Annotated in this window: 14 protein-coding genes; 6 read left to right on the top strand and 8 right to left on the bottom strand. The window is 72.4% G+C overall.

The annotated features are described in order from the left end of the window. The first annotated feature begins 183 nt into the window (after positions 1–183). Genes JNL41_RS02975 through JNL41_RS02965 form a run of 3 tightly spaced genes read left to right on the top strand, consistent with a single transcriptional unit; the run spans position 184 to position 7,693 of the window. The gene (locus tag JNL41_RS02975; RefSeq protein WP_293472784.1) at positions 184–1,869 is read left to right on the top strand and encodes a ShlB/FhaC/HecB family hemolysin secretion/activation protein; all 1,686 of its coding nucleotides are present in this window, start codon (positions 184–186) and stop codon (positions 1,867–1,869) included. A gap of 14 nt (positions 1,870–1,883) precedes the next feature. Continuing rightward, entirely contained in the window at positions 1,884–4,616 is a 2,733-nt protein-coding gene (locus JNL41_RS02970; RefSeq protein ID WP_293472783.1) for a filamentous hemagglutinin N-terminal domain-containing protein, read from the top strand. After that, on the top strand, positions 4,613–7,693 hold the full coding sequence (locus JNL41_RS02965; RefSeq protein ID WP_293472782.1) for a CHAT domain-containing protein: 3,081 nt from the start codon (positions 4,613–4,615) through the stop codon (positions 7,691–7,693). Before JNL41_RS02970 ends, JNL41_RS02965 begins: the two co-directional genes overlap by 4 nt. Here JNL41_RS02965 and JNL41_RS02960 read toward each other — a convergent pair. Then, entirely contained in the window at positions 7,690–8,487 is a 798-nt protein-coding gene (locus JNL41_RS02960; RefSeq protein ID WP_293472781.1) for an SH3 domain-containing protein, read from the bottom strand. The genes JNL41_RS02965 and JNL41_RS02960 overlap by 4 nt on opposite strands. A gap of 637 nt (positions 8,488–9,124) precedes the next feature. On the opposite strand from JNL41_RS02960, the gene JNL41_RS02955 reads away from it, so the two are divergent. Next, entirely contained in the window at positions 9,125–11,641 is a 2,517-nt protein-coding gene (locus JNL41_RS02955) for a hypothetical protein (RefSeq protein ID WP_293472780.1), read from the top strand. A 43-nt stretch (positions 11,642–11,684) separates the two neighbouring features. On the opposite strand, the gene JNL41_RS02950 is transcribed toward JNL41_RS02955, so the two are convergent. Beyond that, the gene (locus JNL41_RS02950; RefSeq protein WP_293472779.1) at positions 11,685–14,735 is read right to left on the bottom strand and encodes a CHAT domain-containing tetratricopeptide repeat protein; all 3,051 of its coding nucleotides are present in this window, start codon (positions 14,733–14,735) and stop codon (positions 11,685–11,687) included. Between the two features lie 179 nt (positions 14,736–14,914). Here JNL41_RS02950 and JNL41_RS02945 point away from each other — a divergent pair, with 179 nt between their 5' ends. Both JNL41_RS02945 and JNL41_RS02940 read left to right on the top strand, forming a co-directional pair. Continuing rightward, on the top strand, positions 14,915–16,096 hold the full coding sequence (locus JNL41_RS02945; protein WP_293472778.1) for an acyl-CoA dehydrogenase family protein: 1,182 nt from the start codon (positions 14,915–14,917) through the stop codon (positions 16,094–16,096). A 13-nt stretch (positions 16,097–16,109) separates the two neighbouring features. Further along, positions 16,110–16,526 carry a MerR family DNA-binding transcriptional regulator gene (locus JNL41_RS02940; RefSeq protein WP_293472777.1) on the top strand — a complete coding sequence of 139 codons (417 nt, stop codon included), beginning with the start codon at positions 16,110–16,112 and terminating at the stop codon, positions 16,524–16,526. A 60-nt stretch (positions 16,527–16,586) separates the two neighbouring features. On the opposite strand, the gene JNL41_RS02935 is transcribed toward JNL41_RS02940, so the two are convergent. From JNL41_RS02935 to JNL41_RS02910, 6 genes are all read right to left on the bottom strand, one after another. Continuing rightward, on the bottom strand, positions 16,587–17,294 hold the full coding sequence (locus tag JNL41_RS02935; protein WP_293472776.1) for a sensor histidine kinase: 708 nt from the start codon (positions 17,292–17,294) through the stop codon (positions 16,587–16,589). Between the two features lie 247 nt (positions 17,295–17,541). Further along, positions 17,542–19,200, bottom strand: coding sequence for an amidohydrolase family protein (locus JNL41_RS02930; RefSeq protein ID WP_293472775.1), 1,659 nt, complete (start codon positions 19,198–19,200; stop codon positions 17,542–17,544). 186 nt (positions 19,201–19,386) lie between these two features. After that, entirely contained in the window at positions 19,387–19,611 is a 225-nt protein-coding gene (locus JNL41_RS02925; protein WP_293472774.1) for a hypothetical protein, read from the bottom strand. After that, positions 19,604–19,816 (bottom strand): hypothetical protein, encoded by a 213-nt coding sequence (locus tag JNL41_RS02920; protein ID WP_293472773.1) that lies wholly within the window; start codon positions 19,814–19,816, stop codon positions 19,604–19,606. Before JNL41_RS02920 ends, JNL41_RS02925 begins: the two co-directional genes overlap by 8 nt. Continuing rightward, complete coding sequence (locus JNL41_RS02915) at positions 19,816–21,066, bottom strand: acetyl-CoA C-acetyltransferase (protein ID WP_293472772.1); 1,251 nt, start codon at positions 21,064–21,066, stop codon at positions 19,816–19,818. The genes JNL41_RS02920 and JNL41_RS02915 overlap by 1 nt, the downstream gene beginning before the upstream one ends. A gap of 94 nt (positions 21,067–21,160) precedes the next feature. Beyond that, positions 21,161–21,644 (bottom strand): amidase family protein (locus JNL41_RS02910; RefSeq protein ID WP_293472771.1); only part of this gene is annotated, 484 nt, incomplete at its 5' end.

Genomic DNA, 21,644 nt, shown 5'->3' with positions numbered 1-21,644 from the left:
TCGGTCGTTCCCCAACCCCTGGCCGACCGCGGCGTTCCGCGAGATGACGCCGAATTCGAGTTGCGCAGGGCCTCCGTAACAGTGTGAAGTCAGCGCGTCGGGGCCGTCGCACAATAGGTGCAGCCCCGGCGTGCGGCCCGAGAGGGCCTCAGACGTCGACACGGGACGTCCCAGGGGGAAGTTATGGGACCGACCGCAGCGCGGGTGTGCGCCGCGGCGACGATGGTCGTCGCCGCCGCACCCGGAGTGTCATTTGCACAGACGGCGGCTGCGCCGTCGCGCCAGGAGCTGAACCCGGCGGCCCGCGCGGCCCCGGACAGGCCGCCGCCGGACCTGTTCAGCGCCCCCGGCACAGGGCCGTGTCCGCTGGCGGAGAACCCGGCGCCGCTGACGGTCAGGTCGGTGACGCTGAACGGACTGACGTCCGTGCCGGCCGGCGAGCTGGCCGGGTCGTATGCCGATCTCCTGAACCGCGCCGGCGGCGACGCCGCCGACCTCTGCGCGATCCGCGACCGCGTGGGCGACGCCCTGTTCGACCGGGGCATCCTGGCCCGCGTCGAGATACCGCCGCAGACCATCGGCGAGGACGGCCGGGTCATGCTGGACGTCATCGAGGCGCGGATCGTCAACGTCAGCGTCCGCGGCGACGCGGGCCCCGCCGCGCCCATCCTGGAAGCCTACGCCGCCAGGCTGCGCGGCATGACGCCGTTCGACGTCGACAAGGTGCAGCGCTACGTCCTGCTGGCCTCGGACGTGCCGGGCCTGAAGGTGCGCGCCTCGATCCGGCCCAGCCTGGCGCAGGAGCGCGGGGCGGTCGACCTGGACCTCAACGTCGAACGCGACGACGAAGAGCTGATCGTCAACGTCCAGAACCTGCAGGCCAAGGCCACCGGCCGCTGGGGCGCGCTGGCCCGCTACGACCTGAACGCGCAGGGCCGGTTCGGCGAGCGCACCTCGCTGGTCGCCTACCGCACCGTCTTCCACAACGAACAGTGGGTGGTGCAGGCGCTGGAGGAGGCCCGACTGGGCGGCGACGGCTGGGTCGTCCGCGCCGGCGCGGCCTACGGCGAGAGCCGTCCGGGCGGCGCGGTGAAGGCGCTGGGCCTGAAGAGCAAGAACACCGTCGTCAATCTGGAGGCGTCCTATCCGCTGGTGCGCAGGCGGCGCGAGACCCTGAACCTGATCGCCGGCTTCGACCTCATCGACCAGGACACCGGTGTCGGCGGCGCGGGGCGGCTCATCAACGACGACCTGCGGGTGGTCTACGCCCGCGCCGAGGCCAACCGGACGTACTATGCCGGCTATCGGCCGGTGCTGCTGACCGCCGAGGCGGGCCTGCGGCGCGGCCTCGAGGGGTTCGGCGCCACGCAGGAGGGCGACCGGCTCCTGTCGCGGTCCGAAGCCAGGCCGTCGGCGTGGCTGGTTCAGGGCTCGGCGAGCGCGCTGGCGGTGGTCAGCCCCACGGCGCAGCTCCTGGCCCGGGTCGAAGGGCAATACTCGCGCCAGCCGCTGGCCGCCTACGAGGAGTATGCGGTGGGCTCGCTGACGATCGGGCGCGGCTATGACCCGGCCTACGTCTCGGGGGACAGCGCGCTGGCGGCGTCGATCGAGCTGCGCGCCGGGCCGTACCAGCCGGCCGCCGGCTGGGCCTTCAGCCCCTATGCCTTCTTCGACGTCGCCCGAACCTGGGACCGCGACACCGGCGGCCGGGCCGACACGCTGAGCTCGGTGGGCGTCGGCTTCCAGTCGCCCGTCCGCGGGCGCTGGCTGCTCGACGTGGGCTACGCCCGGCCGCTGGCGAAGCGGGCGCTGGACGGCGCGCGGCCGCCCGGCCGGCTGCTCGTGAACCTGACCGCCCGCTTCTTCTGATGCGAGGACCCGCCATGCCTACGCTCTCCACCCTCATCGGCCTGCGGCGGGCGCTCCTCGGGGGCGCGGCGGCTGCGGCGCTCGCGGCGCTGCCCGCCCAGGCGCTGCCGGTCTATGCCGGGACCGCCCAGACCAACCCCGGCGGCGCGACGCCGCTGGTCACGGCGAGCGGGAGCACGGTCAACGTCGACCTGCGCGCCAACCGCACGATCCTGGACTGGACCAGCTTCAATGTTCAGCCCGGCGAGACCGCCAGCTTCTACTTCGACCAGCGCAACTGGATCGCGCTGAACCGCGTCAGCGGCTCGTCGATCAGCATCAACGGCGCCGTCAACGGCATCCAGGCCGCCGGCGTCGGCGCAGGCCCGACGGGTGGCAACGTCTGGTTCTACTCGCCGCAGGGCGTCGCCTTCGGCCCGAACGCGCGGGTCAACGTCGCGGGCCTTCTGGCCACCAGTTCGGCCGTGAACACGGCGGCGTTCCTGACCGTCAACGGGCAGAACATTCCGTTCACGGGCGGCGGGGGCGGCCCGATCACGGTCGCGGCGGGCGCGCAGTTGAACAGCAGCCACCACGTCGCCCTGATCGCGCCCTCGGTCACCACCGCGGCCGGCTCGACCTTCACCAGCGGCGACTCCGGCACCGTGCTCTACGGCGCCGCCGACAGCTTCGAGGTGCAGTTGTTCCCGGCCAACCTCGACTGGACCATCTTCACGTTCATCGTCCAGAACGCGGCTGCCGGCACGCCGGTCGGCGTCAACGCGCTCAACCTGGCCGGCGACACCCGCTCGGGGACCATCTACCTGGCCGCCTACAGTCGCGCCGCGCTCGCGGGCCAGGTGATCAACGCGCCGGGGCTGCTGGTCGCCCAGTCGTCGATCAAGGAGTACGGCCAGGTCACCATCACGACCGGGCGCTCGATCATCCTGGGCCAGGTCGGGGTCGCCAACGAGAACCAGCAGGTGACGGGCGTCGCCACAGGGTCGGCGAACATCAGCGGCGTCGACGCCGGCGGCAACGTCAACATCTACCTCACCGGCACGGGCTCGCTGGGCGACCTCACGGTCGCAGGCGGCATCCACGCGGGCCAGGGCCTGTCCATCGCGGTCAACAACCTGACGACGGGCGCAGCGGGTATCCGGGTGGGCGACAGCGCCTTCGACCCGGTGAGCACGCGCAACATGGCGCTCGACACCCGCGGCACGATCACGACGCCGCTGATCGACGTGCGCGGCAACCTGACCATCGCGCCGGGCGTGGCCTCGAACGGGCGCGGCAGCGCGCTGCCGACACTGCGGCTGGGGACCGTCAATGCCGGTGGCAACATCCTGTTCTCCAACGCCAATTCGATCGACGCCGGCGCCATCGCCGCAGGTGGCGAGGCGCAGCTCTTCGGCGCGCTGCCGGTGCGGATCGCTTCGCTCACCACCAACGGCTACACGCGCATCAGCTCCAGCCAGACCATCACCGTCGCCGGCGCGGTCCGCGGCGCCGACATCGACCTGCGCTCTGCCCAGGGCATTTCCGCCGCCAGCCTCGTCGGCACGAACTCGGTGATGGTGGGGACCGCGGGGCCGGCCGACTTCGCCTCGATCACGGGTCCGTCGCTCTTGATGGACGCCGCCACCGCGCGCCTCGGTACGGTGACGATCGGCGGCGACGCCAGGCTGCGGGTCACCAACCCCGAGATCCTGACCGGTTTCACCGCCCGCAACCTGACCTTCGAGTCCCAGACGGGCGCCCTGACGCTGGGCGGAAGCCAGGATGCCATGCTGACGGACGCGGAGTTCCAGCGCATCCGGGTGACGGGGGCGGTGAACCTGTACGGCGGCCTGACCGCGGCGACGGTCAATGTGCCCACGCCGGTCTACGGCGACGTCACGGTCGGCGACCTCACGGTCGACGCGGCCAAGATCCCGCGGCTCAACATCTTCGCGCACAGCACCCGGGACGTGCGGGTGAGCGGCGCGCTGAGCCCGGTGGGCGCGGCCGTCCTGCAGATCGGCGACAGCGTGGGCGGGACGGTCTGGCGACCGCAGGCGATCAGGGTCACGGGGGCCCTCGGCGCCGCCCGCGGCGACGCCGTCGCCGGCTTCACCGACGTCCGCGGCTTCCGCGCGGTCGAACTCTACGCCTCGCGCGACATCTTCCTGGGGTCGCAGCGGTTCATCGACCTGGTCGGGCCCGTCCCGGCATCCGGGATCGACATCGCCCGCGGTCTTCCGCAGGGCGTCGCCGCCACCGGCGACGAGATCGGCCGCGTCTTCGTCGTGTCGGGCAGCCTGAAGGCCGTCGCGAACGACCGGATCGTACAGCAGAACACCGGCGCGCCGGGCCTGGAGGGCGGTCTCTACCTCACCGGAGAGGGCGTTCCGGCCGGCGAGCCGCTGCTGACCGTCGCCGGCGCGGATGTGGCCGACGTCTTCGGCGCCTTCCTCGTGGACGGCGTGCTGACCAGCGGCAAGAGCGCCGCCTTCCTGAGCCGGATCGCGGTGTCGAACGATGGCGACGCTGGCGTAGGCTTCGTGCGCATCAACGGCTGCGCGCTGGGCGTCGGCTGTGCGCTCTCGACGCCGGCCAGCCAGTTCCGGATCGAGTCGTTCTCGGCGCCCGCGCCGGCGACGGCGGCCATCGACCCGCCGGTGCTCAGTCCGTTGCCGCCCCCGCTCGACGAGGACGAACGCGAAGCCGAAGCGGTGATCACCGGCGCCGGCAACGAAGAGATCTGGCGGAGGCCCGACCAATGATCCGCACCGGGACGATGGCCGCGCTCGCCGCGGCGCTGGGGATCGCCGGAGCCGCCGCCGCGGCGCCGATGGCGGAGCTGGTCCCCCTGGGCCAGAGCCGGGCCTCGGGGGCGGTCTGCGACGCCGTGCGCGACTACCAGGACCCGGTGGGGCAGGGCGCGGCGAAGGCGTGGCGGTTGCGCTGCCGCGGCTATTCGACGGCGCTGGGCCGCATCTATCAGGTCCCGGCGGCGCAGAAGGCGGCGTGGGCCGCGGCCCTGGCGTCGCGCGCGCAATGCTCGGCGCCCGCGGCGGCGCCCGGCGGCATTCCGGCGACCCTGGCCACCTGCAAGCTGACCGCCGGGGCCTCGCCCTACGTGGTCTTCGTGTCGGAGAAGGGCGGGACCGTGACGGTCGCCGAGGGGCTCGCGGTCCTGGCCGACGTGGCGGAGACGGGCCTCAGGGTGGCGCTGGGGGCCAGGCCGCCCGCCGCGACCGCGGTGCAGACGTCCGCGGCGCAGACCGCAATCGCCGCCGACTTCCCGAATCTCGGCGGTCTCGCGGCCGCCGAGGCCGCCGCCGCCGCCGATCCCGAGCGGTTGCGCGGACGCGGCTACGTGCAGAACAACGAGTGGCGCTTCGACGAGGCCGAGACCGCCTTCCGCGCGCTGGTCACCGAAGGCGAAGTGCGCAATGCGCCGGCGTCGCAGCGGGCCGATGCGATGCTGAACCTCGCCATGAACGTCTCCAACAACGGCCGCTTCGAGGAGGCCGAAGGCTTCTTCGCCGAGGCGGAGGCGCTGATCGAGCCGGGCGACGTCCTGACCCGGGCGCGAAGCCTGAACTACATCGCCCTGCACGAGCGCAACCGGGGCCGTTTCGAGCGCGCGATCGAGGCGGCGCGCCGGGCGATGCGGATGCGCGCCGCCATGCCCCAGGCGCAGGCCCAGGCCAGCGCCCGCACCGCGGCCGCCGGTCCCCTGGTCATCGACGCCGGCTTGGCGCGGCGGCTCAACACGCCCTCAGCGGCGCAGAGCCGGATCGCGACCGCCAGCGTCACCATCGGCGAACAGCTCGCGATCCAGGACGCCCAGGCGTGGCAGGTCATCGGCTCGTCGCAGGCGGCGATGGGCGAGACCGCCCAGGCGCGCGGCGCGCTGGAGCAGGCCCGTGCGACCCTGGCCCGCAGCGCCGCGCTCGGCCGCCTGACGGCCTGGCTGCAGGCGCGGGTGGAGGCCGACCTCGCCGGTCTCGACCTGAAGGACGGACGCGCGCAGCAGGCGGCGGCGCGCTACCAAGCGGCCCTCGGCATTCTGCGCACCCGCCACGCCGGCAGTTCGGCGGAGGGGGCGATGCTGCTCGATCTCGGTCGTGCGCAGGCGGCGGCCGGCGACGACCCGCAGGCGCTCGCCACCTATCAGCGGGCCATGGGCATCTTCCGCAGCCAGCGGGGCGGGCTCGGCGGCTCGGCCGACCAGGCGGCGGCCTACTTCGACCTGCTGCTGCGGATGAGCGAGAAGGACCCCGGCAAGGCCGAGGCCTACGGCGCGCTCTTCTTCGACGCCGCCGAGACGGTGGTCTCCAGCGCCACGGCCGAGACGGTGAACCGACTGGCCGCGCGCGTCGCCGCGGGCGACGGCGCCGTCGCAGGTCTTTCGCGGGCGTTCGAGGATTCGCGCCGGCGCCTGCGCGCGACCGAGAGCCAGATCGCGGCCCTACAGGCCGACGGCCTCTACACCGACGCGGTCCGCCTCGAGCTGGAGGCCATCCTCAGGCGCGAGCAGGACGAGTCGGATGCGCTCGAGGCGCAGTTGGCCGCGGCCAGCCCGCGCTACAACCAGCTCGTCTCGCCGGGCGCTCCGGCGGCCGACGTCCAGAAGGCGCTGAAGGCCGACGAGGCCTACATCCGCCTGCTGCCGCTCGCCGGCCGCACCTACGGCGTGCTGCTGACCCGAACGAAGGTGAAGCCCTACGCCGTCGCCCTGAACCGCTACGAGCTGCGCGAACAGGTCACGCGCCTGCGACTGGCGCTGGAGCCGTCCGAGACCCTGCTGCCCTTCGACGCCCGGGGCTCGGCGGCGCTGTTCGGCAGGCTGTTCGGGCCGGTGAAGGCCGACGTGCTGGCGGCCAGGCACCTGATCTATGAGCCCGACGGCCCGCTCGTTTCGCTGCCGGTCTCGCTGTTCGTCACCGACACCGCGTCGATCCGCGGGACGGGCGACGACACCGACTACGTCCGCGTCGCCTGGCTCGGGAAGTCGGTGTCGACGTCGCTGGTGGTCTCGGGCGCGAGCTTCCTCCAGTCGCGGGCGTTCGCCCCGTCGCAGGCCAGGCAGCCCTACCTGGGCTTCGCCGACCCGGCCCTGCCGCGGTCCGAAGCGCGGGCGTTCGCGCCGCTGACCCGCTCGTTCAGCCGGCGCAGCGTGGTGCTGGAGCGGGTCTGCGGCGAGACCCGCAACGCGCTGCTGCGCATCGAGGCCCTGCCCGAGACCGCGGCCGAGGTGCGCACGATCGGCCAGACGCTGGGCACGCCCGGCTCGATCGTCACGGGGGCCGACTTCAGCGACGAGGCCGTCCGCGCGCGCCGCGATCTCGCCGACTATCGCGTGCTCTACTTCGCCACCCATGGCCTGCTGCCCCAGCCGGACGCCTGCGTGCCCGAGCCGGCGCTGGTCACCTCGCTGGGCGGCGACGACTCCGATGCCCTGCTCGACACCAGCGAGATCCTGAACCTGAAGATCGACGCCGATCTCGTCGTCCTGGCCGCCTGCGACACCGGCGGCGCGGGCGCCACCGTCGACCGCACGGGCCTCACCGGCGGCGGCGAGGCGCTGGGGGGGCTGACCCGGGCCATGATCTATGCCGGGTCGCGGGCGCTGGTCGTCTCGCACTGGTCGATCGACTCGGAGGCGGCGGTGCGGCTGATGACCGGCCTGTTCGCGTCCGGCTCGCCCAGCATGGCCGATGGGCTGCAAAGGTCGCAGGCGGCGCTGCAGAACGACCCGAAGTACGCGCACCCCTACTTCTGGGCCCCCTTCACGCTCGTCGGCGACGGCGCGCGGCCGATGCCGCGCGTGGGCCAGCGGGCGGCGGACTAGATCGCGGTCAGGCGCCAGCCGCCGTCTGCGCCGCGGCAGGCGTTGTAGCGTTCGCGCACCGGCGCGGCGCCGCGCTCGCTGATGGTCTGCTCGACCGTGCGGCAATCGCGCTCGCCGCTGCCGCCGCCGGCGCTGCCGTAGAGCGGACGCGCGACCGAGCCGGACACATAGCCCTGGATGAGGCCGCCCTCGACCACGGCCAGCCAGCCGCCGGAGACGGTTCCCGCCGCCTCGAACCGTTCGCCCGCCTGCAGGCGGTCGACGACGGCGGCGTTGGCGCCGGGCGCGGCGCGCATGTTGATCCGGCTGTTGGCGGCGTAGGTTCCGCCGGCGCTGGAGACGCGGATGGCCGGGGTCACGCCCTCGGCGAAACGCCAGCGTCCGGTGTAGCCGCCGCCCGGATACGTACCCGACGACGTGGGGCCACGGTCCACCACGACGATCTCGCCCGACGCGCCCGTCGCAGGGTCGGACCAACTCTGCGGCCGGCCGGTTTCGAGCGCACGCTCGAAGGCCACCTGGGCGTCCTGCCGCGCCTTGCGGTCCATCCGGCAACCGATGGAGTTGCCGATCGCCGCCCCGATGCCGGCCCCGATCACCGCGCCCAGCGTCCGCTCGTTCCTGGAGATCTGGCTGCCCGCGAGAGCGCCGACCAGCCCGCCGATCACCGCGCCGCCGGTGTTGGCCTGACCCGGTGCGTCGCACGAGTAGAGTCCGCCCAGGCCCAGTTGCGCGGCGGCCGGCGTGGCCGACAGGCCCAGCGTGGCGGCGGCGATCATAAGCAGGCGGCGCATGGCGGGTCCTCCCTCCGGATTCGCCGAACATCATGCGCCGACAGTGCGCCGAAGGCCAAGCTTGCCCGGCGCGCGCCTCGCGACGGGGCTGCGCGATCCGGGTGGACGCTCGCCGGCCCGCTGTGGCAAGCCTGGGCGTCACGCGGGCGTGGCGGAATTGGTAGACGCAACGGACTTGGGCCAGGGGGCCCGGAGTGCGCCGGGGGAAATCCCGGACGTAGAACCGCTCAAACTCGGGGAACCCTGTCAGATGGGAATCCCGAGCCAAGCCCCGGGGGTCCGACCTCCGGGGAAGGTGTAGAGACTAGACGGGCGGCGCCTAAGGCCTGCGGGCTACGGCGAAGGGATAGTCCAGACCACGAACGCCCTCGCGGCGGCGGCGAAAGCCGAAGTGGTACGAAAATCCGTCGGCCGGAAGGCCATGCCGGTTCGATCCCGGCCGCCCGCACCAGCGTCGCCATTTCTGCGAATGAGTCGCAAAAAGCTTTGACATTTCGGCCGTGACGGCCAACGACGGCGCGCTCCCGCCGCCGCTCGCGTGCCAGACGTGAAACATCCGGTCGAGGAGCGGAAATCTCCCGAGCGCATTTCGGCAGGATCAGGCTCGGGGACGTACAGATGGGGATTCGGTCGCCGCATGGTTCGATGGTTTTTCGCCGGCTCGGCGCTGGCGCTGGCATGCGGTCAGGCCGCCTGGGCGCAGCAGCCGCCCGCAGCGAGCGCGGCCCCCGCGCCCGCGCAACGCGCCGCCTCGGCGACGCACACTGACGAAGAAGAAGGCTACGAGGTCGAGGAGCTGGTGGTCACCGGCGGGACGCCGCGGCTGCGCGGCTCGGTGGTCGGCGAAGCGGTGCCCGAGATCACCCTCGACCAGCGCGAGATCCGGGCCCTCGGCGTGAGTTCGGTCAGCGAACTGCTGGACGCGCTCGCGCCGCAACTGGCCAGCGGCAGCGGCAGCGGACGCCCGATCATCCTGATCAACGGCATGCGCATATCGAGCTTCGCCGAGATCCGGGACCTGCCGACCGAGGCCATCGTGCGCACCGAGATCCTCTCGGAGGAGGTCTCGCTGCGCTATGGCTACCGCGCCGACCAGCGGGTGGTGAACTTCATCCTGCGCCGCCGCTTCAACGCGCGGACGGTGGAAGCGACCGTGGGCGGCCCGACCGCCGGCGGGCGGGCGACCCTCGAAGCCGACGCCAACCTGCTGCGCCTGCAGGGCGACACGCGCACCCAGCTTGACGTCAAGGCCGGCTACAGCAGCAGCCTGCTGGAGAGCGAGCGTGACGTGCTGCGCACGGACGGCCAGGACGGCGCGCTCCGCAGCCTGCTGCCGCAGAGCGACAGCCTGGCGGTCAACGGGGTCTACGCCCGGCCCTTCGGCGAGGGGCTGTCGGGCAGCATCAACGGGCGCTTCGAGAACACCGGCTCGGATGGGCGGCTCGGCCCGTCGGGCGACCCCTTCGTGGCCGCCGTCGGGATCGACCCGCTGAAGCGGCTCACCGACGCCACCTCGGCCCACCTGGGCGGCGGGCTCAACGGCGCCGTCGCGGGCTGGCGCTGGAACGTGACCGCCAACGCCGACCGGAACCGGACCCGAACCATCACCGAGGTCGAGTACAACACCGCCGCCGGCGCCTTCCAGGCCCCCAACCGCGCGCGATCGACCACCACCTCGGCCGAACTCGAGGCGCTGGTGAACGGGACGCTGCTCCAGCTCCCGGCCGGCCCGGTGAACACGGCGATCACCGTCGGCGTCGACACCTACGACCTGAGCGGCACCTCGTTCCGCCGCGGCGTCACCCGCGACACCGACCTCGACCGCCAGTCGGGGCGCGCGCAGCTCAACTTCGATGCGCCCCTGCTGAGCCGCACGCGCGGCAAGATCCGCGGGCTGGGCTCCCTGTCGGTCAACTTCAACGCCGAGGTCGACGAACTCTCCGACTTCGGCACGCTGACCAAGCTGGGCGGCGGCTTCACCTACTCGCCCTTCGAGGCGATCCGCCTCGTCGCCTCGTTCTCCGACGAGGACGGCGCCCCATCCGTCTCGCAGCTCGGCGAGCCCGAGATCGCCACCCCCGACGTGCGGGTGTTCGACTTCACCCGCGGCGAGACTGTCGAGGTGACGCAGATTTCCGGCGGCAACCCCTTCCTGACGGCCAGCAACCGGCAGGTCTCGAAGCTGGGTCTCACGCTGAAGCCGATCAAGGACACCGACCTCGTCCTGCGCATCGACTACACGCGCACCCGGTTGAAGGACGAGATCGCCGGCTTCCCGGCGGCGACGACAGAGATCGAGGCGGCCTTCCCCGAGCGCTTCGTGCGCGACGCCACGGGGCGGCTGACCCAGGTCGACCTGCGACCGGTGAACTTCGACCGGCACGACCGCGACGAACTGCGCTGGGGCTTCAACCTCTCCAAGCCGATCCGCAATACCCGCACGCCCCCGGGCGGCTTCCAGCGGCCGCCGGGCGCGCCGGACGGCGCCAGTCCTCAGGCCGGCGAGGGCCCCCGGCCCGACGGTCCGCCGCCGGGCGAGGGAGCGCGCAGCTTCGGCGGTCAGGGCGGCGGCCCGGGCGGGGGCTTCCGCGGTCCCGGCGGTCCGGGCGGCTTCGGCGGCGGCAACCTGCAGTTCGCCGTCTTCCACACCTGGCGGATGAAGGACGAGGTGCTGATCCGCCCGGGCGTGCCGGTGCTCGACCTCGTCGACGGCGACACCCTGAGCGGCGGCGCGATCAGCCCCGAGCATCAGATCGACGTGCAGGCCGGCGCCTCGCGCAACGGCCTAGGCGCGCGGCTCACCGCCCGTTGGCAGGAAGGTGGCAGCGTGGACAGCGCCTTCGGCGGCACGGGCCTGCGCTTTTCGGACCTCACCACCGTCAACGCGCGCCTGTTCGCCGACCTCGGCATGCAGCCCATGGCGCGCGAGCACACCTGGATGCGCGGCGCCCGCGTCAGCCTGTCGGTCGACAACATCTTCGACGAGCGCGTCTCGGTGAAGGACGCGACCGGCGCCACGCCGATCAACTACCAGCCCGACCTGGTCGATCCGCTGGGCCGCGTGGTTCGCCTGAGCTTCCGCAAGATCTTCCTGCCGCCCCGGGCGGTCCCGCCGCCGGGTCAGCAACAGCAACGCCGCGGACCGCCCGCCTAGGCTTTCCGGCGCCCGGGTCGGTCCGACGTCGGCATCGCCCTAGCTAGTCGCCGGCCGCGATGACGACGAACGGCGCCCAGTAGGCGGGGTGCGACCACTCGGGCCGCCAGCCGGCGAGCGGCTTGCCGTCGAGCGTGCGGCCGGTGCGGACCACGCGCATCGCGCGCTGGAGCGCCTGGGCCTTGGTGAGCGCGGGGTCGGCGCGCTGGATCGCGAGCGTCTGCACGGTCAATGCCGCCGTGGAGTCGTCGAAGACCCGCCAGTGACTGACCAGCAGCGCCCGCGCGCCTGCGTAGAGGAAGGCGCGGGCCAGGCCCGACAGGCTGTCCGACCCCGGCTGGCCGTCGGCGCCGGCGGTGTTGCAGGCCGACAGGATCACCCACTCGGCGGAGAGGTCGAGCGCGGCCGCCTCCGAGGCGGTCAGCACCCCGTCGTCCTGCGCCGTGGCCCTGGCGGGCGGTGTCAGGACGAGGCCCGGCTCGTCGAGCCCCTGGATCTGCCGCGAGAGGAGCCCGTGCGTGGCGAAGGCGACGACGCCCGCGCGGGGCAGTTCGGTCGAGGTCTTGATCGCGGTCTCGGTAGCCCTGGGCCCCAGTTTGAGGCTCGTCGGCGGCGCGCCGAGGGTCCTCGCCATCGCCTTCAGCTCGTCCGCCGTGCCCGGCAGCGGCGCGAAGGCGGCGGCGATCTGCCTGGGATCGGCCAGGCGGCGCGCGGCGGGCTGCGGGCCGCTCAGCGCCGGGTCGCCGAACCCCACGAACGCCCAGCGCCGCCCCGCGGGCTTGCGGCTGGGCGGCCCGGCGCGCAGGCTCGCGATCGCGGGCAGGGTGGTCAGCGCATAGCGGTCGGAGAGCCAGTTCACCGGCCCCAGCGCGGCGCCGTCGCGGTCCTGCGGCGGCAGCGACACGGGCAGCACTCCCAGCGGGACACCGCCCAGAGAGCCGGACGCCGTCACGAACAGGCGGTCCACGCCCAGCAGGCCGCCCTCCACGGGCGCGATGAGGTCCTTGTAGACGCCGTAGGCGGTCTGCACGTCATAGGCCGGCAGCTTTCCGGGCGGACCGATGCGGCCGCAGGACTCGTCGTCCACCTGGCAGCGGAGCGCCCTCAGCCGCTTCTCGAGGCTGGCCTGGCCGCCCGCGATGCGGTTCCAGGCCACGCGCGCCTTCGAGACGGCGAACACATGGACGTCGTCGCCCAGCGGCACGATCAGCAGCAGCCCTTCGCCGGGGCGCAGCCGCTTCTGGGCCTGCGCGAGCGTCAGCGCCTGGGGCGCGATGATCTCGGCGTAGCGCGGGTTGTCCTTCGCGAGCCTGGCGTCGAGGCCCGCGAGTTCGCGCCCGACCGCGTCGAGCGCGGCTCCGACGCGGGCGGCCTTCTCGGGGTCGTTCTGCGGCAGGGCCTCGATGAGCTGGCCTTCGATCTCGCGCACCTGGCCCGCCAGGGCCTGGCGCACCCGCGCGGCGTCGGCGGCGGTCTGGCGGCCGGCGGCGGCGCGGGCCGCGGTCTGGGCGAGCGCCCGGGCCGCCGGCGAGACCTCCAGGTCCTGGGCGGCGGTGAAGGCGGCGTCCTGCAACCGCCCGAACTCGTTGGGCCGCTCCTTCGCCGCCAGCCAGGCCAGGCGCAGGTAGCGGCGGAACACCGGCTCGGCGCCACGGCCGCCCTCGGCGTCTGCCCGGGCGCGGCGGATGGCGGCGTCCGGGTCGGACCCGGCCGCCCTCAGGTCGGCGCTGCGGCGGGCGCGGACGATCGCCATCGCCTGCGAGGCGTAGGTCTCGGCCCGGCCGTTCGCGGACAGCCGGTGCTGGTTGCCGGCCAGCGCATCCAGCGCCCTGGCGGTGGCGGGATGACGCTCGCCCAGCACGGAGCGCCGGAGTTCCAGCGCCTTCTCCAGATGGGGCTCGGCGTCGGCGTATCGACCGCGGGCGGCCAGGTCGGCGCCGAGACCTGCGTGCGCATCGGCGGCGGCCGGGGTCTTCTCTCCGCGCGCGGCGACGACGATCGCCAGGGCCTTCCCGTGCAGCCGTTCGGCCTCGCGCGCCTTGCCCCGGGCCGCCAGCGTGTCGGCCAGGGCGGCATAGCTGACGCCGGTGTCGAAGTGCTTCTCGCCGAGCGTCCTGCGCCGCAGGTCGAGCGCCCGGCGCAGCAACGGCTCGGCGTCGCCGTGGCGTCCCTGGGCGGCCAGGTTGGCGCCCAGGTCTGCGGTGTCCGCGGCGGTCGCCGGATGAGCCGCGCCGCGGACGTCGCGGTCGGTGGCCAGCGCCATGCGGTAGAGCGGCTCGGCCTCCACATGGCGGCCCTGCGCGTCCAGGTTGGCGGCGACGCGGGCGTAGGCCTGGGCCGTGGCCGCGTCCCGCTCGCCGAAGGCCGCGCGGCGCAGCGCCAGCGCCCGGCGCAACATCGGCTCGGCCTCGGCGTGGCGGCCCAGGTCGTCCAGCGTCGCCCCCAGGCTGCCCAGGTCCTGCGCGAGGCGCGGATCGCGGTCGCCGAAGGTCCGGCCGTCGATGTCGACCGCCAGCCGGTAGAGCGGTTCGGCCTCGGCGGACCTCATCTCGGCGCGCAGCGCGTCGGCCAGGGCGACGGCGGCGGCGGCCGCTTCGGGGCCCTTGTCGCCGAAGAGCGCGCGCGTGTAGGTCAGGAGCCGGCGGCGCAGCGGTTCGGCGTCGCCGAACCGCCCCTGCCGCTCATAGAGTCCCGCGAGGTTGGCCAGCGCCAGCAGCGTCTGCGGGTCGCGCTCGCCCAGCGACTTCCACGAGGCCTCGAGCGCGCGCCTGAAGTACGGCTCGGCGTCGGCGTCGCGGCCGCGCTTCACCAGCGCCTGGCCGATCCACGACCACGAAGCGGCGGTGGTCGGCGCCTCGGGCCCGAACGTCCTGCTCTCTAGCGCGGCCCGAAGGCGGGTGACCTTCTCCAGCCTGTTCCAGTCGCCGGCCGCGCGGGCCGCCTCGGCTTCGGCCACCAGTTGCTTCCACTCGGCCGCTTCCTTCGGCGTAGGCGCGCGCAGCATCGCGTCCGGCGCGGCCGTGGCCGGGCCGCACGCCATTACGAGCATGAACGCCGCGCCCGCCAGGCGCGCACGCCAGTAACCCGGGCGCATCCCGCTCCCGTCCGCTAAGAATCTCCCACGCGTTGAACCCTACTCGCTCTCTGGGCGAGGACGCATGGGGCGAGACGCCGCGATCTCGATTTTTTGCGGGTTTCCGTGGCGGCTTGCCGCTGGGACAACGATTTTCAGAACTTGTTTTAGGTTCCGGCCCGCCCCAATCTCCGGCTCCGATGGATCTGGAACTGAGCCCCGAGGACCTGGCCTTCCGCGACGAGGTCCGGACCTTCCTGGACGCGAACCTGACGCCCGAGCTGCGCGAAGCCGGCCGGCGACTGACATCCGTCTTCTGCGATCCCCAGCACAGCCTGCCCTGGCAGAAGATCCTGAACGCCAAGGGCTGGGCCGCGCCGTCGTGGCCCAGGGAGTACGGCGGGCCGGGCTGGAACGAGGTGCAGCGCGCCATCTTCGCCGCCGAGTGCGCCCGGGCCGGGACACCGAGCCTCGCACCCATGGGCCTCAAGATGGTCGCCCCGGTGCTCATGGGTTACGGCACGCCCGAGCAGAAGGCCTACTACCTGCCGCGCATTCTCTCGGGCGAGGACTACTGGTGCCAGGGCTACTCCGAGCCGGGGAGCGGCTCGGATCTCGCCTCGCTTCAGTTGAAGGCCGTAAGCGACGGAGATCACTACGTTCTCTCCGGGTCGAAGATCTGGACGACGCATGCCCACCACGCCAACCGCATGTTCTGCCTGGTGCGCACCAACGCCGAGGGCAAGCCTCAGGCCGGGATCACCTTCCTGCTGCTGGAGATGAACTCGCCCGGCATCGAGGTGAAGCCGATCATCACGCTGGCCGGCGAGCATGAGGTGAACCAGGTCTTCTTCGACAACGTCCGCGTGCCCAAGGCCAATCGCGTGGGCCAGGAGAACCAGGGCTGGACGGTCGCGAAGTACCTGCTCGAGTTCGAGCGGGGCGGGGGCTCGGCGCCGGGCCTGCAAGTGGGGCTGGAGCGGGCCGAACGTATCGCCGAGGCCGCCCACGGCGAGGACCGCTGGCATCGCCGCCGGATCGCGGAGGCGCAGATCGCGGTCACCGCCATCGACGTCTCGGAGCGCCGGGTGCTCTCGGCGCTGGCCGGCGGCGGGAACCCGGGGCCGGCGTCTTCGATGCTGAAGATCAACGGCACGGAAGCCATGCAGCGGGTGGACGAGATCTCCGTCGCCGCGCTCGGCCCCTATGCCGGCGTCGACCAGCCCGCCGCACGGCTCGCCGGCTCGAACGTCGAGCCCGTGGGGCCCGAGGCCGGCCTCGTCGCCATGCCGCGCTATCTGAACAACCGCGCCGCTTCGATCTACGGCGGCTCGAACGAGATCCAGAGAGACATCATCGCCCGTCTCGTGCTCGGGCTGTGAGGGAGGAAACAAGGTGTCGTTGCTGCTGAACCTGCGTCGTCCGCCGTACCGGACCTATTCGATCACCCAACTCTGCCGCGAGTTCGGCGCCACGCCGCGGGCGCTCAGGTTCTACGAAGAGCAGGGCCTGCTCTCGCCGACGCGGCGCGATACGGCCCGGGTCTACTCCTACAAGGACCGCGCGCGGCTGCAGCTCATCATGCGCGGCCGCCGCGTCGGCTTCTCGATCGCCGAGATCCGCGACATCCTCGACGCCTACGACGAGGAGGGCCTGCCGGCGCAGGACGCCGAGGCGCTGAAGGTCCACAAGCGCCGCGTGGCCCAGTTGGTGCAGCAGCGCGAAGAGGTCGACGAGGCGATCCGCCTGCTCCAGGCGTCCTCCGACCGGCTCTCGCGCCAGTATCCCGACGCGGCGGACCTGGATCCCTGAGCCGATAAAGGCGTCCTGGCCCGGACAAGCCGGGGAACGGACGTTCCGGCTCGAGTCGGGCTACTCCGCCCAGGCCTGGAACGAACGGTCCAGGCGCGGGGCGCCCGTGGCCACCGGGGCGCGGATCGTAAAGCAGACGCCGGCGTCGCTCTGGACCGTCAGCACGCCCTTCAGGTCGCGCACGATGGCGGCCACGATCGACATGCCGAGGCCGCTGCCCATGCCGGCGCGCTGCAGGCCGTCCGACAGGCCCTTGCCCTCGTCGGCGACGCTGAGGACCAGATCGTAGCCCTCGCGCCGCGCCGTTACGCTGAGCCGGCCGCCGGGCTTGCCGTCGTAGGCGTGCTTGGCGGCGTTGATGGCGAACTCGTTGATGGCGATGCCGAGTTGCTGGGCCATGTCGCCGGAGACGGCGGTCAGGTCGGCCTGCGCCGAGCACCTGAGGCCCGTCGACGCGGCGATCGCCTGGCAGAGGCCGGTCAGGAACGGGGCCAGCTCGACCGAGACCTTGCCGGCGTGCTCGTGCAGGTAACGGTGCAGTTCGCCGATGGCGACGAGGCGGGCCCGGCTGGCCTCCAGCGCGGCCGTCGCCTGCGGGTCGCGCGACCTCAGTTGCTCGAACACCAGCATGTCGGCCGCCAGTTGCAGGCTGTTGGCGACGCGGTGGTTCAGTTCCTGGATCTCGCGCTCCTGGACGGCCAGGCGGCTGCGGGCGTTGTTGAGTTCCCGGGCGATGCCCGGATCCGAGGTTGCGGCAGTGGAGAACATCGGGGAGCCCGGTCTCTACGGTTAAGCTTGTTCCTGGCTGTGGAGACAGCGGCTTTCTGCACTGCCGATGATATTACAACAGAGAATTTGTCGCGTCAGTTCCTCTAGTTGCACAATAATGTTAGGCGAAAGTACGGCCGTCCGGCCCGAACTACATGGCCGGAACGTGGCGCATTAACTTCTTGGTAAGTATTCGCGTCTCGTGCGAGTGGAATTTACCTCCCGCCGCCCGTCGGCGAGCGGCGTTTCAGACGCAGACGACGCCCGAGCGGCTGTCGGTGTAGGCCCCCGCGGCGTAGGCCACCTCGCCGTTGACCAGCACCGTGTCGACGCCCCTGGCGGCGCGGACGTAACGCATCCCGTCGCCCGGCATGTCGAAGGCCGGCAGTTCGTCGCCCCGGGCGATCGCATCGGGGTCGAAGACCACGATGTCGGCGCACTGCCCGGTCGCCAGGCGCCCGCGGTCCTTCAGGCCCCAGATGTCGGCCGTCTCGGAGGTGATCTTGGCGACCGCCTTCTCTAGGCTCATCGCGCCCGCCTTGCGCACGAACTCCGAGAACAGGTAGCCGGTGTCGCCGTAGGTCGAGAACGACGCCAGGTGCGCGCCACCGTCGCTGGCGCCGATGTGAACCAGCGGGTGGGCCAGCATCGGGCCGATGCGGTCGGTCGACTGGTGGCCCTGGCCGGCCGACAGGAACGCGACGTCGAGGCCGTTCTCAAGCGAAAGCTCGATCAGCGCCAGGCCGGCCGGCTGGCCGCGCAGCCCGGCGATCTCGGACAGCGTCTTGCCGACATACTCGGGCGGGCACGCGTCGCCGCCGCGGGCCACCAGGCGGCCGAACATCGCCTCGCCGCCGTCGGAGCCGAGGTCGGCCAGCATCTTGGCGCGGGTGTCAGGATCGTTGAGCGCCGCGACGCGCTGCTCCAGCGGCTGGCGCAGGATCCGCACCCAGCGGGGCAGGCGTGCGAAGAAGAGGCTGGGGCGCAACAGGCTGAAGCTGATGTCGATCGGCCGCGTCTGCATCTGGGGCCACACGCGGGCGCCGCGGGCGAACTGCTCCTCGACGCGGGCGATGGCGCGCTCGGCGTTGTCGGGCACGGCGAGCGTGTCGAACAGGGGCGAGAAGGTCGTCGGGATGTCGTGCCGGATCGACAGGTCGGCGAGCTGGTCGATCCGCGCGATGGTGATGTCGGTGGCGTAGAACTCGGGCACCACCTGCAGCATCCGGCCGAACTCGCCCAGCACCGCGCAGAGCGCGTCCAGCTCCTCGAACTGGGCATAGCGGCTGGGCACGGGCCTGCCGTGCTCGTCCAGGTCCACGAAGCTGGTGGAGAGCCCGACCGCCCCGGCCTCCAGGCACTCGCGCAGCAGCGCCTGCATCGCGGCGATCTCGTCGGGGAACGCGGCGCGCTCCTGCGAGGCGGGGCCCATGACCCACAGCCGGATCACGCTGTGGCCCACGAGCGGCGCCACGTTGATCGACAGGCCCTTCTCCAGAGCCGACCGGTAGCCCGCGAAATCTTCCCAGGTCCACTCGAAGGCGGTGGTGAAGGCCTCGGGCGGCATCTCCTCGATCTGCTGGAACATGCCGACGACGGCCTTGCGGTCCGAGGCCTTGAGCGGCGCCAGCGACAGCGAGCAGTTGCCGGGCACGACGCAGGTGACCCCGTGCTCCAGGGCGGGGCGGGCGGCCCCGTCCCACAGCAACTGGACGTCGAAGTGGGTGTGCGGGTCGATGAAGCCGGGCGCCACGACGCGGCCCTGCGCATCCACGACGCGCTTCGCCTCGCCCGAGACCTGGCCGACGGCGGCGATGCGCCCGTCCTTGACCGCCACGTCGCCGGCGAACCCCGGAGCGCCGGTTCCGTCGACCACTGTCCCGCCACGCACGATCACGTCGAACATCGCCATCTCCCTCATTCCCAATGCCTCCCTTCCTCCTCGATGGAGGAAGGGCCGGGGATGGTGGTGTGCGCAGGGCCGCGGAGGTGAAGCGTATTTGGCGCTTTCGCCTCGAACGCGACGCCGGCGCCGTCGCAGCTACACCACCACCCAACCCTCCTCCATCGAGGAGGAGGGCTCTTAGTAAGGTCAGGCCTGCGGCAGGATCCGCCGCCAGGACTGGCCGTAGAGGTCCTCGAGGCCCGACGCCCCGCAGGCCTCCATCAGCTTCAGGCCCGTGTCCTCGTCCAGCAGCACCGGATGCTCCGACCCGTCCGGGTGCAGCAGCCGCACCACCAACTCGGCCGTCCCGTCATGGCCGGCGACGATGTCGGCGCCGACGATGACGGCCTCCTCCAGCGCGTCCTCACCCATGCGCGAGCGGCGGCTCCACGAAGATCACGTCCGATCCCAGCATCAGGCCGGGCGGCCGGCGCATCGCGAAGACGTGCAGGTTCCAGCTCTTGATGCTGTCCACCGCCGCCTGCAACGGCTGGTCGGGCAGGGCGCGGGCCGCCAGATCCTCGATCGTCTCTTCCGGAGCCGGGGTGACGAAGCGGCGCTGGCGGCTCAGCTCCATCACATGCGCTCGACGATGATGGCCGGGGCCATGCCGCCCGCGGCGCACATGGTGACCAGGCCGCGCTTGAGGTCGCGGCGTTCCAGTTCGTCGACGATCGTGCCGATCAGCATCGAGCCGGTGGCGCCGATCGGATGGCCGAGCGCCATGGCGCCGCCGTTCACGTTGACCTTCTCGCGGTCGAGCTTGAGGTCGCGAATGAACTTCTCGGCGACGACGGCGAAGGCCTCGTTGATCTCGAACAGGTCGATGTCGTCGATGGTCAGGCCGGCCTTGGCCAGCACCTTGCGCGCCGCCGGAACCGGGGCGTTCAGCATCAGGGTCGGGCAGTCGCCGACGTTGGCCATGGCCACCACGCGGGCGCGGGGCTTCATGCCGTTCTTGCGGGCGTATTCCGGCGAGGCCAGCAGCACCGCGCCCGAACCGTCCACGACGCCCGAGGAATTCCCGGCGTGGTGGAAGTGCTTGATCTTCAGGTCGGGGTACTTCTGGTTGATGAGGCCGGCGAAGGTGGTGCCCTTGTCGTCGAGCGGCACGTTGGCCATGGCCTCGAACGACGGCTTCAGGGCCGCCAGGCCCTCGGCCGTCGTCTGTGGACGCGGGAATTCCTCGTGGTCGAGGGCCAGGCTCCCGTCCTCACGGAACACCGCCACCAGGGCGCGGTCGAACGCACCCTCGGCGATCGCCTTGGCGGCGCGCTGCTGGCTGACGAGGGCCAGCGCGTCGAGGTCTTCGCGGCTGATGCCTTCCATCGTGGCGATGGCGTCGCCGCAGACGCCCTGGTGGCTCTGCGGGTGCCTGGCGCGCAGGCGCAGGTTGCCCGAGTCCATCAGCGGCGGGCCGTCTTCCGGATTGCGCGGGGGCGCCGACGAGGCGGTGTAGGACATCATCTCGCAGCCGCCGGCGATGACCAGGTCTTCCATGCCCGACATGATCTGGGCGGCGGCCAGGTTCACCGCCGTGATGCCCGAGCCGCAGTAGCGGTCCAGCGTCACGCCCGAGGCCTTGATGTTGTAGCCGGCGTCGAGGGCGGCCATGCGGCCCATGTCGCCGCCCTGCTTGCCGCGCTGCGACGAGCAGCCCCAGATGATGTCGTCGACTTCGTCGGTCTTCAGGTTGTTGCGCTCGGCGAGCGCCGCCAGGACCGCCGCGCCCAGGTGCTGCGGGTGGTGGTCGGCCAGCGCGCCCTTGCCCACCTTGCCGATGCCGCGGGGCGTGCGGGCGCTGTCGATGATCCAGGCTTCGGACATGGTCGTTCCTCGTGATGCGGTCGGCTTCCGCCGTTCGGGCAAGATTCAGCGCCCGGACGTTAGGTCAGTCCAGCCATTTCCGAGCACGTCACCCTCACCGCCCCCACAGCGTCTTCGCCAGGACGCCGACGCGAGCCTCGATGGCCGCCGCGGCGTCGAGGCACACGTCCTCGCGGTAGCGGGAGCCGATCAACTGGACGCCGACCGGCTTTCCGTCGACCAGCCCCGCCGGCGTCACCGCCACCGGCAGCCCCAGCACGCTGATCGCGCCCACGAAGCGCAGGTCGTTCCAGAAGATCTCCCGCACCGCCGCGTCGCCCTTCAGGTCGGCGTCGAACGCCGGCGTCGGCCGCACGGTGACCGGCGTGAGGATCACCGGACAATCCTCCAGGAACATCAGCCAGCGGCGCAGGATCGCCGCGCGGTCGGCCACGCCCTGCATGTAGCCGGCGCGGTCGCGGATCGTGGCCATGTGCAGGATGCCCTCCAGCGCGCCGACGAACGGCGCGCTGCCCATCGCCCGCATCGCCTCGGCCTGCAGGGTCTCGATCTCGGTCGAGATCAGGTCGCACCAGAGC

This window comes from Phenylobacterium sp., from assembly GCF_016793285.1.
Lineage (GTDB): Bacteria > Pseudomonadota > Alphaproteobacteria > Caulobacterales > Caulobacteraceae > Phenylobacterium.
This window is presented reverse-complemented; position numbering and strand designations above follow the sequence as displayed.

Bases quoted from the DNA above. Each gene is read 5' to 3' on its own strand.
- JNL41_RS02935 (WP_293472776.1), bottom strand. From the start codon at position 17,294: ATGTTCTCCACTGCCGCAACCTCGGATCCGGGCATCGCCCGGGAACTC.
- JNL41_RS02960 (WP_293472781.1), bottom strand. From the start codon at position 8,487: ATGCGCCGCCTGCTTATGATCGCCGCCGCCACGCTGGGCCTGTCGGCC.
- JNL41_RS02975 (WP_293472784.1), top strand. From the start codon at position 184: ATGGGACCGACCGCAGCGCGGGTGTGCGCCGCGGCGACGATGGTCGTC.
- JNL41_RS02925 (WP_293472774.1), bottom strand. From the start codon at position 19,611: ATGGGTGAGGACGCGCTGGAGGAGGCCGTCATCGTCGGCGCCGACATC.
- JNL41_RS02955 (WP_293472780.1), top strand. From the start codon at position 9,125: ATGGTTCGATGGTTTTTCGCCGGCTCGGCGCTGGCGCTGGCATGCGGT.
- JNL41_RS02970 (WP_293472783.1), top strand. From the start codon at position 1,884: ATGCCTACGCTCTCCACCCTCATCGGCCTGCGGCGGGCGCTCCTCGGG.
- JNL41_RS02965 (WP_293472782.1), top strand. From the start codon at position 4,613: ATGATCCGCACCGGGACGATGGCCGCGCTCGCCGCGGCGCTGGGGATC.
- JNL41_RS02945 (WP_293472778.1), top strand. From the start codon at position 14,915: ATGGATCTGGAACTGAGCCCCGAGGACCTGGCCTTCCGCGACGAGGTC.
- JNL41_RS02920 (WP_293472773.1), bottom strand. From the start codon at position 19,816: ATGGAGCTGAGCCGCCAGCGCCGCTTCGTCACCCCGGCTCCGGAAGAG.
- JNL41_RS02950 (WP_293472779.1), bottom strand. From the start codon at position 14,735: ATGCGCCCGGGTTACTGGCGTGCGCGCCTGGCGGGCGCGGCGTTCATG.
- JNL41_RS02930 (WP_293472775.1), bottom strand. From the start codon at position 19,200: ATGTTCGACGTGATCGTGCGTGGCGGGACAGTGGTCGACGGAACCGGC.
- JNL41_RS02915 (WP_293472772.1), bottom strand. From the start codon at position 21,066: ATGTCCGAAGCCTGGATCATCGACAGCGCCCGCACGCCCCGCGGCATC.